11 protein-coding genes are annotated in these 12115 nt (G+C 30.7%); 5 read left to right on the top strand and 6 right to left on the bottom strand.

Annotation, left to right across the window (positions count from 1 at the left end):
- The first annotated feature begins 93 nt into the window (after nucleotides 1-93).
- Nucleotides 94-849 carry an energy transducer TonB gene (locus tag Q1A15_RS02595; RefSeq protein ID WP_299618303.1) on the top strand — a complete coding sequence of 252 codons (756 nt, stop codon included), beginning with the start codon at nucleotides 94-96 and terminating at the stop codon, nucleotides 847-849.
- 175 nt (nucleotides 850-1024) lie between these two features.
- On the opposite strand, the gene Q1A15_RS02590 is transcribed toward Q1A15_RS02595, so the two are convergent.
- The 6 genes from Q1A15_RS02590 to Q1A15_RS02565 are packed head-to-tail and all read right to left on the bottom strand — an operon-like array spanning nucleotide 1025 to nucleotide 8036.
- Entirely contained in the window at nucleotides 1025-2419 is a 1395-nt protein-coding gene (locus Q1A15_RS02590) for a glycosyltransferase 87 family protein (protein WP_299618300.1), read from the bottom strand.
- A complete protein-coding gene (locus Q1A15_RS02585) occupies nucleotides 2420-3910 on the bottom strand; it encodes a cellulose synthase family protein (RefSeq protein WP_299618297.1) in 1491 nt (496 codons plus the stop codon).
- Nucleotides 3910-4605 (bottom strand): glycosyltransferase family 2 protein, encoded by a 696-nt coding sequence (locus tag Q1A15_RS02580; protein WP_299618294.1) that lies wholly within the window; start codon nucleotides 4603-4605, stop codon nucleotides 3910-3912. The genes Q1A15_RS02585 and Q1A15_RS02580 overlap by 1 nt, the downstream gene beginning before the upstream one ends.
- Entirely contained in the window at nucleotides 4605-5081 is a 477-nt protein-coding gene (locus Q1A15_RS02575; protein ID WP_299618291.1) for a hypothetical protein, read from the bottom strand. Before Q1A15_RS02575 ends, Q1A15_RS02580 begins: the two co-directional genes overlap by 1 nt.
- Nucleotides 5071-6675, bottom strand: a complete 1605-nt coding sequence (locus Q1A15_RS02570) for a 4Fe-4S dicluster domain-containing protein (protein WP_299618288.1) — start codon at nucleotides 6673-6675, stop codon at nucleotides 5071-5073. The genes Q1A15_RS02575 and Q1A15_RS02570 overlap by 11 nt, the downstream gene beginning before the upstream one ends.
- A 17-nt stretch (nucleotides 6676-6692) precedes the next feature.
- Nucleotides 6693-8036: an FAD/NAD(P)-binding oxidoreductase gene (locus Q1A15_RS02565; protein WP_299618285.1), complete on the bottom strand. Its 1344-nt coding sequence runs from the start codon at nucleotides 8034-8036 to the stop codon at nucleotides 6693-6695.
- 157 nt (nucleotides 8037-8193) lie between these two features.
- Between Q1A15_RS02565 and Q1A15_RS02560 the strand changes: the two genes are divergently transcribed.
- From Q1A15_RS02560 to Q1A15_RS02545, 4 genes are read left to right on the top strand one after another with little or no spacing between them, the layout of a single operon-like run.
- Nucleotides 8194-9075, top strand: coding sequence for a hypothetical protein (locus Q1A15_RS02560; protein WP_299618282.1), 882 nt, complete (start codon nucleotides 8194-8196; stop codon nucleotides 9073-9075).
- 44 nt (nucleotides 9076-9119) lie between these two features.
- On the top strand, nucleotides 9120-10121 hold the full coding sequence (locus Q1A15_RS02555) for a glycoside hydrolase (RefSeq protein WP_299618279.1): 1002 nt from the start codon (nucleotides 9120-9122) through the stop codon (nucleotides 10119-10121).
- Entirely contained in the window at nucleotides 10111-10848 is a 738-nt protein-coding gene (locus Q1A15_RS02550; RefSeq protein WP_299618277.1) for a hypothetical protein, read from the top strand. The genes Q1A15_RS02555 and Q1A15_RS02550 overlap by 11 nt, the downstream gene beginning before the upstream one ends.
- Before the next feature lie 2 nt (nucleotides 10849-10850).
- Nucleotides 10851-12113: a POTRA domain-containing protein gene (locus Q1A15_RS02545; protein WP_299618274.1), complete on the top strand. Its 1263-nt coding sequence runs from the start codon at nucleotides 10851-10853 to the stop codon at nucleotides 12111-12113.
- Nucleotides 12114-12115 lie beyond the last annotated feature (2 nt).

The following is a 12115-nucleotide window of genomic DNA, read 5'->3' as shown; positions in this document are numbered from 1 at the left end:
TACATATAATCAAGAAAGCAGCTTTAAAAGCTGCTTTTTTTTTGTGGCATGTTTTTTGGTGTTTTTAAAGTATTAATTTCAAAAACTATTAAGATGAAAAAGTTCAAAAAGAACCCAAAAAAACAGCTAGAAAAATTTTCAACAATTTTTATGCAATTAGGTTTAGTAGCCGTTCTGTTTATTGTTTACATTACTTTAGAGTACAAAACTGAACTAATTAAAGAGCCTGTAGATACAGCTCATAATGATAATCCGCCTACACTTGTATTTGCTGAAATTCCTACCTTGATTAAAAGAGTTGAAAAAGTAACAGAAAAACCAAAACAAAGACAACAAAGAACAACCATTATTGAAGAACCTGAGATCATTGACAATGATGAAAAGGATTTTGTTGAAACTGAGATTGTAAACGACATTGATGATGTCGTTGAAATAGGAGAAGACGACATTGTAGAAGTTGTTGAAGAGGAAGAGATAAAAAAAGAAGACGGTCCTGTATCTATGAAGTTAGTACAAAAAGCACCTATTTTTAAAGGATGTGAAGGATTATCGGAAAGTAAGGCGAGGGCTTGCTTCGAAAAAAGTATGAAACGCCTTGTACAACGTCATTTTAATACAGATTTGGCAAATGATCTAGGTTTACAAAGAGGAAAGAACAGAATTATAACTCAGTTTGTGATCGATGAAGATGGTTTAATTACAGATATTCAGATTAGAGCTCCGCATCCAAGATTAAAGAAAGAAACAAATAGAATTATTAAGAAGATTCCAAAGTTTAAACCAGGGATTCAAAATAACCAAAAAGCAAAAGTAAGATACACATTACCAATTGGTTTTATGGTAGAATAAGTTAGAAGCTCAATCTTTATAAAGGTTGAGCTTTTTTATTGGAAGAGAAAAATTATCATATAGAAAATCAGCAGTTTATAAATCTTATAAAAGCGATTTTTTATGTTAAAATTTTAACAATAAAATGTTAATTAATTTTGGATAGAAAAGAATTAACTATATATTTGTTACGTGGTTATAAACCACTTTCTTTTTCTTTTTCATAGCAATTTTTCCCACTCAGACGTTGAGTGGGTTTTTTTATTTCATACAATAAGTATAAATACATTACTATGTACTCTAAAAAAACAAACCAAAGATTTTCTTTCCAAGGTGTATTTGCATAAGCTTGATAACTCAAAATAATTACTAAAGACCATACCAATGGAAATCTATATTTTGTAAATATAGACAGTATAATCAATGTAGATATGTACCAAGGATGCATTGTAGTTGTTGTAAAATAATAAAAAGACAGTCCGAATAACATTGAAGTTGCTAATGTTGTAAAAGAAATATTCTTCTTAAAAAATGTAAGATAAGCCAAGAATAAAATAGTAAGAACAGGCGAAATCTTTCCTATTACAGCTATTTCATTATAACCTCTAAACAGGTATCCAATTTCTCGTAATATGTAATAAAAACTAGCATTAAACTCGAAATTTCTAAACCATAATCCGATTGAATTAGAATAACTGTCAATTAATTCATTTGAGAAAAAAGGCACAAATAAAGCCAACGACATTAGAATTACAATAGCGTAAAACAAAGCTAGTTTCCCGATTTGATTCCATTGTAGTTTGTTGTTTTTTTCTAAAAACCACCTAAAGAATAATGGTAAGAATAACAACGGGATTAATTTTACATTAATCGAAAATGCAAGTAAGAATCCAGCAACAATCCAGTTCTTCTTTTGAAGATGATATAAAGACCATATTAAGAAGAATAACATTACAGGCTCAAAATGTAAATTACCTGTAAGTTCAATAATGATAAATGGATTTAAAAGGTAAAGAAATATAAGATTAGGATTCTTATTGATATTCTTTAGTAGTTTATATCCAAAATAAAAGATTCCAACATCTGCTAGTATAATTATACATCTCATTACAATAGCAGCTCCTAAAATCGAATTATTACTCAATAAAGTTGCAATATAAAAGCAAAGCTGATTTAAAGGTGGATAATTGGTATAATGACTACCATTCATTCCGCCCATACCTGCATACAATTCTTTAGCTTGATTTACTGGATAGTTTCCTTCAGTAATAAAAGTTTCAGGTAAAGAAATATACGGATTAAAGCCTTCAAATATCATTCTACCATCCCAAATAAAACGATAAAAGTCTTGAGATAAATTAGGAATTGTAGCTAAAAATATGAGTCTAAAAAGAATAGCAATAGCAAGGTAATAATTCGTTGATATTTTAGAATTCTTCACAAAGAAATAATATCCAGCAAAGAGTAAAGTCCAAATTACAACAACCTGTGCAAATTGAGTTCTCTCGGTTTCAAAAGCAAATAAATAATATAGTACACCAGATAATAGTGTAGTTATAATTAGAGTAGAATTCTTTAAAGAAAAATTCATTTAAGCCTTAGAAAATACCGATTTAAAGAATACATATCCAAATCCAATAAATAACATTAAATGGAAAGGAAATAGCCCAAAATCACCATCACCATCACCTACAGTAAATGCACTAAAAAGGCCAAAAGCAAAATACAATACAAGTAATCCTTCTATAACTACATTTAAAGAAGGTCTTTTCTTTATGTATTTGTTGTTTTTCCAGCTATCAGCTAATGTTTTTATGTTGAATTTTGGTGTTCTTACAAATTCACTTTTCTTACCAATATGTCCTTCTAATACAGCAATAGTATTGTGTAAAGAAAACCCCATGGCAATAGAGAAAAATGTAAAGAATGCTCCAATATATCTAATGAAGTTTTTAATTCCTCCACCGAATGAATTCTTATACATAAACCAATAACAAATGAAGAAAATCAAAGTACTACTTACAAAGAAGCTCATTACCCAGAAAAATACTTCTAAATGTCCGTATTTGTTTTTTATGTATAGCATAGGAATACTTAAAATTCCCATTAAGAAAACGCAGGTAAACATAGAACTATTCAAAAGGTGAAGTAAACTATGTACTTTCGTTTTAAAATTGATGTTTTTACTAGTAATAATTCTAGCCATCATTTTTTGGAAATTCTCTGCACCACCTTTATTCCATCTGAATTGTTGAGATCTAGCTGCACTAATTACAACCGGTAACTCTGCAGGAGTAACAACATCTTCTAAATATTTAAACTTCCACTTTTTTAATTGTGCTCTATAGCTTAAATCTAAATCTTCTGTAAGTGTATCGCCTTCCCAGTTACCAGCGTCGATAATACATTCTTTTCGCCAAATACCTGCAGTTCCATTAAAATTAATGAAATGACCTTTACTATTTCTACCAACTTGCTCTAAAGAGAAGTGTGCGTCTAAAGCAAAAGCTTGAACTTTAGTTAATGTAGAATAATCTCTATTGATATGTCCCCAACGAGTTTGCACTACACCAATTTCAGGATCTTTAAAATATGGAACAGTTTTTTCTAACCAACATGGTTTTGGTAAAAAATCGGCATCGAAAATTGCAATGAATTCTCCTTTTGCAAATTTTAAACCTTCTTTCAAAGCTCCAGCTTTAAAACCAGTTCTATTTTCTCTACGAATATGTTGAATGTCTAAACCAGTTTCCTGTATTCTTTTTATTTGTTCAGCTGTAGAAATTACAGATTCATCAGTTGAATCATCTAAAACTTGAATTTCAAGTTTGTCTTTAGGGTATTTTATTTTCGCAATATTATCTAATAAACGCTCCATTACATACAACTCGTTGTATACTGGAAGTTGGATAGTTATGTAAGGAACTTCCTCATCATTAGATAAATCAAACTTTGGAGAATCGTCAGTTTTCTTTTTTGAAGATAAATAGTTAAACAATAAGTTTAACTGAGCTAAAGCGTATAAAAAAACTAGTAATAGCGATAAGCTATATAAAACTATAATGATGTATTCAAGTATCATTACTTAAAACTATATTTAAAGATCCAACTTAATATTTTTACGCCTGCTAATATAGTTCCTTTTATCGTACCTGAAACTTTTGATACGCCAATTCTATTTCTATATTTAACAGGAACTTCTGTATAAGAATATTTCCTTTTAATTGCTTTTAATTGCATTTCTACTGTCCAACCATAAGTTTTGTCTTCCATTTCTAATTCTAGAAGTTTATCAAACTTAATAGCTCTAAATGGACCTAAATCGGTAAATTTTGCATTAAAAAATACTTTCATTAGAAATGTAGCTAACCAATTACCAAAAACTTGTTGTGGAGTCATCGATCCACTTTCACGTAGTCGTTTAACTCTAGAACCAATTACAAAATCAATATTCTTATTCGTAATTGGCGCAACAATTTCTGTAAGTTGCTCTGGGTAATCTGAATAATCACCATCTAGAAATACAACGATGTCTGTGCTTAAATTATTGGAAATAATATGGTTTATTCCTTTTAAACAAGCATAACCATAACCTTTTCTATTTTCGGTTAAAACAGTTGCACCAGCTTTTGTTGCATTTTCTACCGTTGCATCAGAAGAATTGTTGTTAACAACAATTACTTCTGCTACAATTTCGGGTATATCTTGAATTACTTTTGCTATTGAATCTTGTTCGTTGTATGCAGGAATAATTACTCTAATTAAAGGCTGCTTCATTATTTTAAATCATTAAGATTATTTTCTCTTTTAAAAGAAGAGAAATCCGACCATTCCTTTATTTTTTTTCCGTCCACAAATTTAGAAGCTTTTATCAATTTACTTTCACGATAAATTAAACAATATCCGTTTTTGATGTCATTTTTCAACTGGCATTTATGTACTACAGCACCTTTATCATTATAGTAAAGCCACCATTTGTTTTGCTTGCCATTTAAGAAATGACCTTCTTTAATTTTAGAAGCATTATCGCGGTAAAAATACCAATATTTATGTTTTAAACCTTTTTTGTAATGTCCTTTTTCTTTTATTTGACCATTCGGATGGTAAAACTTCCAAAAAGCATCACGTAAATTATCTTTCATCCAACCTTCTTCTTTAATAGAACCGTCTGAATAATACTTTTTTTGATATATTTTTTGTGATATTCCTAAAAAGCTTAACAATAAAAAGAAAAGTAAGAACTTATTTTTCATTCATTAATTTTATCAAATCAACATCATTACCTAATAACACTTGAGTAGGGTTGATTCTTCCATCTTCTGGTCCGTTTTCTAATTTTAAAACTCCTCTAGGACATACGGCAGAACATACACCACAACCAACACAACTAGAACGAACTATATTTTCTCCTTTTTGTGCATAAGATCTTACATCGATACCTTGTTCACAATAAGTAGAACAGTTACCACAAGAAATACATTGTCCACCGTTAGTTGTAATTCTGAAACGAGATTTGAAACGTTGTACTAATCCCATGTAAGCAGCTAAAGGACAACCAAAACGACACCAAACACGGTTTCCTAAAATTGGATAGAATCCTGTACCAATAACTCCAGAGAAAATAGAACCAATTAAGAATCCATATGAACTTTGAATATCGTAAGCAGATAAACCAAATGCTACTTCTTTCCAACTTTCAATTTCAGCAAAGTATGTATATAATGTTAACGCTGTCATTACAGTTGCAAAAACTAAAACTCCGTGAATTAACCAACGCTCAACTTTCCAAGAGAATAAAGATTTACTAGATAATTGTCTGTACGGATCTCCTAAAGTTTCAGCTAAACCACCACAACCACAAACCCAAGAACAATACCAACGTTTTCCGTAGAAGTATACCATTACTGGAACAATAATTAAAGTTAATATGATTCCCCATACTAACATGAAGATTCCAAGGTTACCATTAGCGATTAAACTATTGATATTCCAATCGAAGAAGAACGTATAATTTAGTGGCCAAGCATTTTTAAAATCGAACCAAGGCTTGTTAAATGCAACAAGGATTTCTGGAATTAAGAAAGCAAAAGCGATTTGGAAAAATAATACTACAGCTGTTCTTACAATTTGATAATTATTATGCCTGTATTTGATAAACATTCTAATGGCAAACACTGTCATTACAGAACAATACATAAATCCGTAAAGGAACCACTGATCTGAAGCATTACCGTTTAAAGCTTGTTTTATCGGATTTACAGATAAAATAGGGTTTATTAAATAGTTAGGAAAAAAGTATAATAACATGTAAAACCCAACGAAGTAAGCAAAAGCAATCATTCCTAAAACTCCTCTGTTAGTAGCAGAGTGCTGGAAAATACCATTGTTTTTTATTCCCGCAGGACCTAATAATTTATAATCAGCTCCAAAGAATAGTAAACCACCTAAAATTGCTAATCCGAAAGTTAGGAAGAAAAATAATCCTTGGTTTTGAACAACCCAACCTGTAGCAGATGCACGAACTAAAGGATAAACAAAATCTTTATATGTCTTGTTCCATTTAATCCAAATGATTTTATCCCAAGCGATTTCTTTTTGACTCTTATGAAATTCATTAGACTGTTTAGCGATATCAACAATTTTAGAAGATAACTGATATGCACTTAACTCTTTACCAACAATTTCTTTTTTGGCTTTTTCAACAAACACTTCACTTTTTACTTTTTGCGAAGCCCAAGTGTTAAATGTTTCTTCTGAAACTTTATTAGTTCCAGTAAAAACGCTAGCTGTGAAAATAGCAAACCCAATAAGGGATATTACTAAACCTATATTTTTAATTACTTTCATGGTATTCATTGATTTTTTTATGCCTTACTAAATATGCGTTTCCAACTTTTCTTTTTTACTTTAAGATTTGTTCCGTTTTCTTTATTGAACTTAGAAACAATATCTTCTTCATGTTGTTTAAAGAATTCAGGATCGAAGTTTGCATCCTTAAAGTATTCTAAAACATGTTCAACAGATTTCTTATTCGTAAGAACTTTATCGAAGAACTCATGGCGAAGTCGAATTCCGAAAGTATTGATTCCAATGAATTCATGACTTTCTCTATCGTAATTTAAATGAATTGCTTTTTTACCTGTAGCATCTTTCCAGAAAAAGCGAGCTTCATTTTCTCTAGGTTTTGCCCAAACCCAACCATAGGTTTGGTATTCTATATCTACAAATTTTGCAGAGTTAAACCAATGTCCTGGTTTATATTCAATTTTATTTCCACAGATAGTCTGTGCTACCGTTTCACCCATCATTCTACCAGTATACCAAACAGCTTCAATAGGTCTTCTTTGTTCTATAGCCTCTCTTTGCTCAGCACAATCACCAATAGCATAAACATCTTTTTCACTAGTTTCTAAAAAACGATTTACAAGAATTCCTCTATTAGTTTCAATAGCAGACTCTTTTACAAAGTTGATGTTTGGGGAAACACCAGCGGTTAATCCAACAACATTACAAGCAATTTCTTCACCCGTTTCCGCAATAACAATAGACTTAACTTTACCGTTTTTATCGGCTTTTATTTCTTTTAAGTTTACACCTAATCTTAAATCGATATGATTATCTCGAATCTCTTGATTAATCATTTCTGATTCTTCGGCTGGAAGTACGCCATTCCAGAAGCTATCTTCACGTACTAAAAAAGTAACAGGAATATTTCTACTATGAAGCATTTCTGCTAATTCAATTCCAATAAGTCCACCACCAACAATTACAGCTCTTTTACAAGCTTTACTATTAGGTGCATATTTTTCTAAATTTTCTAGATCTTGTTTATGGTACATACCCATAACACCATCTAAATCTTGCCCAGGCCAACCGAATTTATTTGGTTTAGAACCAGTTGCTAAAATTAATTTATCATAAGAAAAATTAGAACCACCTTGTAACACAAGTTGTTTGTTTTCAGAATCTATTCTCTCTACTAGTGCTTTTTTTAATTCGATTCGATTCTTTTTCCAAAACCAATCTTCGTAGGGTTTGGTGTTTTCGAATTTCATATGCCCCATGTAGATATACATAAGTGCAGTTCTTGAGAAAAAATGTTCGGTTTCTGAAGAGATAATGGTAATCTTCTTGTCAGAAAGCTTCCTGATATGTCTAGCGGCTGTAACACCAGAAATACCATTACCTATAATAACGATGTGTTCCATGATTTTTGAAAATTGCTTTAACTTCTGTCGGTATAAAAGATAATAATTTACTATTGTTCTAAATTTAGAATTGTTTTAAATAAGTAAAAGAGTTTAAAATTTAATGTAATGGAGTGTTTTTTTATCCGACTGAGGGTAAGATCAAAAAAAACTATTTATGAAACGATTATCAATTCTTTTAGCACTACTAACATTTAATTCACTTGTGTTTTCTCAAGAAGACAGTCAAGAAGAAGAGAAAAACAACCTACAAGTTTTTACTCCGTCTAAACTATTAAACAAAGGTCAATGGGACATTAAATGGTTTAATGGGTTATATACTCAAACAAAACAAACAGGAGCAAATAACAGTGATGGGAGTGATGTAGCAAGATCAAACTTTTTTACATCTACTTTGGAAGTATTCACAGGTATTTCTGATAATAATAGAATTAACGTAGGAGCTATTGTTGAATTTCGTTCAAATACATTCGGAGGAAGACAAGCACTTTCTGTATTCAGTTTAGAAGATACTCCAACAAATAGAGTAGGATTTTCTTCAATTGCACCAGCAGTAAAAATTCAACCTTTTAAAAACGTAGGAAACTTTTCTATTCAAAGTGCTATTCACATTCCTTTATTAGGAAGTGGAGATGAAAGTAATCCTGATGGAGGATTTTTAGATCAAACAGCATGGTCTTTTCAAAATAGATTCTTTTACGATTACACATTTCCAAGTGGAAAATGGCAATTATTTACAGAGTTAAATACGGAATATGGTTTTGGTGACGATCAAAGTTTTGCAAACAATACTTTTTTAGTAGTTCCAGGAGCATTTATTAGTTATTTCCCAACTCAAAAAGCAACAGTATTAGCATTTGCTCAGCATTCAGAGCGTTTTGGTGATTTTGAGCAAGACAATACTTCTTTAGGATTTGGAGGTAAATACCAATTAACAGATGTAATTAACTTGGAAGTTTTATATAGCAACATTGTAAGAGGTTTTAACTTTCAAGGTTTAGGAGAAACGTATAGTTTCGGTATTAGAGCATTATTTTAAATACCGGTTTATATAAAATGCAATTTAATGGCTATTTTTAATGCATGAAGTTCAATCAAATTTTCTTGCTATCATTTTTGATATTATTTACTTCTTGTAATAGTCAAAAAAGAAAAATAAACGGATTAAGTTTTGTTGCTTCTTCGGAAGCTATAAACGACAAACATACAACACCAGTTGTAAAGGCATCAGCGAATTATGTTTCATTGATGCCTTTCGGCTTTATAAGAGATTTAGCATCTCCGGAAGTGCGATACAATTCTTCTCGACAATGGTTTGGAGAAACTAAAAAAGGTGTAAAGCAATATGCAGAATCTTTTAAAAAACTCGGAATTAAGTTTATGATTAAACCACAAATTTGGGTTTGGAGAGGAGAGTTTACTGGATATATTGAAATGAAAACAGAAGATGAATGGAAACTTTTAGAATCGTCTTACAGTAAGTTTATTTTAGAATATGCAGCAGCAGCCGAAGAAGTTAAAGCAGATATTCTTTGTATTGGAACTGAGTTAGAAAAGTTTGTAATGAATAGACCAGAATATTGGAACTCATTAATTCTAAAAATAAAAAAAGTGTATTCTGGTAAACTAACTTATGCTGCAAACTGGGATGAGTTTAAGAGAGTTCCTTTCTGGAATCAATTAGATTATATAGGTGTCGATGCATATTTCCCATTAAGTGAAGAAAAAACACCATCGGTGGAAGCTTTTGAACAAGGATGGAAACCTCATAAAGCCACAATAAAAGAAATACACGATAAGTTTGATAAACCTATTCTTTTTACTGAATTTGGCTACAGAAGTATCAATTTTACAGGGAAAGAACCATGGAGTTCACACAGAGTTTCTGGAGAAGTAAATTTAAAAGCTCAAGAGAACGCAACACAAGCAATTTATAATCAGTTTTGGAAAGAAGATTGGTTTGCTGGTGGATTTTTATGGAAATGGTTTCACGATCATGAAAAGGTTGGAGGAGAGGATAATAATCGATTTACTCCTCAAAACAAACCTACCGAAAAATTAATTCAAAAATTATATGCACAGTAAATGGCTTCTTTTTGTTCTAGTGATATTCATTTCTTGTAGCGATCAAGAAAAAGGATCAGATGTATCTGAAACTATTTTAAGTGATTTTTTACAACTAAATACGAATAAAGAACTTGACGAAGTTATAGCTTGCGCTGGAAGCGATCGTGATTTTAATTCTGTATCGATTTTTTATTTTCCTGAAGCTGGAAGTTTCGATTTTAGATATTATGAAACGGATGATGTAAATGTTAATCCGGATGATTTCTCAAATTATAAACTCAAAAACTTACCTATAAATGGTGTTTTTGGAAATAAATTGAGTGCATTTAAAAGAGAACAACAACATGAAGCTTGGGGAATTGTAACTTATCAGACGAATGGAAAGTTACATAAATCTAACTCGATTCGTTTAAAGCATTTGTCTGAACTAACCGATTATAATTCAAATATTACTATAGATAATTCTACATCACTTTCACCTAAATTTACTTGGCAAGCAAGTACAGGAAATACTGATGCGATTTATTTTCAGGTATTACTTGAAGAAAATGATAATTTTATTTCAGGAACTTATACTTTCGATCAATTTTTCCGTTATTATGATACAAGTAATGTAGTTTTAACTATAAATACAAACACACCTCCCGAATTAGAAGTAGCAAACAATTATCAATTTATAGTACTTGCAGTAAGTCTAGATAATTGGGTAAATAGCTACTCTTACACAAATTTTACCGCAGAGTAATAATGAAGAAATTAATAACCATACTATTCTTATTTCAATTTGTTTTTTTAGCTGTTTCACAAGAAGACGGAACTATTATTAGTTCAGTTACTTTTAAAGGAATGAAAAAAACAAGAGCTTCTTTCTTAGCTTCAATTACAGAAACAAAAGCAGGAGAAGCATACAGTACAAAAACACTCAATCAAGACCTTACCATTTTAAAAAGATTACCAGCAGTAGGACATGCTTATGTGAAAACTAATGTAGAAAATGGTAAATGTGATATTGAATTTCATATTCAAGAAAGTACTACAATTTTACCAGAACTAGCATTTTGGACAACAACCAACAATAGATTTGCATATAAATTAGGTGTTTATGATTATAATTTTCTAGGAAGAAACATAGCTGTTGGTGGATTTTATCAAAATAATGGGCACGATACTTATGCGTTTAATGTTAGAGCTCCGAATTTATTTTCTAAGAAGTTTGGTCTAGGTTTTAGTCATCAGAATTGGAAAAGTGAAGAACCATTATTTTTTGATAATCAGACTGCAAATTACTTGTATAATAATATTTCTACGGAGTTATTAGGATTATATCAAATCAATTTTAATCATCAAATAACTTTTGGATTCAATTATTTCCAAGAGAAATATCAGTATTTAAACGGAGCTACAAGTCCGCAAGTACCAAGAGATTTGAAAGTAAATAAAATACTATACAAGCTTTTGTATACATATGAAAATCTTGAATATTATTTTCATTATTTAGATGGGTTTAAAAGCATTTTATATCTTCAGTATGTTACATCTCAAAATGATTTTCAAGATAAGTTTATAATCGCTTGGAACGATTTCTTTTACTACGATAGAGTAGGGAAGAAAGGGAATTGGGCTAACCGATTACGTATTGGTTTTGCTTCTAATAACGATTCTCCTTTTGCACCGTTTGCTTTAGATAATAATATTAACTTAAGAGGAGTTGGATTTATAGTAGATCGAGGTACGGCTAGTATCGTTTATAACACTGAATATAGACATACGTTTTATGATAAGAAATGGTTGACTATTCAAGGAAATGCATTTGTTGATGCTGGAACTTGGAGACAACCTGGAGGAAGAATATCAGACTTTTGGAAATCGGAGAATGTACGCGCTTATTCTGGAGTTGGAATTCGTTTTATTAATAAAAGAATTTATAACGCAGTTTTTAGAATTGACTACGGAATTAGTTTAACAGATAATACCAACGGTTTAGTTTTCGGAATTGGGCAGTATTTTTAAAG

It is taken from the genome of uncultured Tenacibaculum sp. (genome assembly GCF_947495995.1).
Lineage (GTDB): Bacteria > Bacteroidota > Bacteroidia > Flavobacteriales > Flavobacteriaceae > Polaribacter.
Note: the sequence above shows the minus strand (reverse complement) of the source record. Positions and strands in the feature narration are given on the sequence as shown.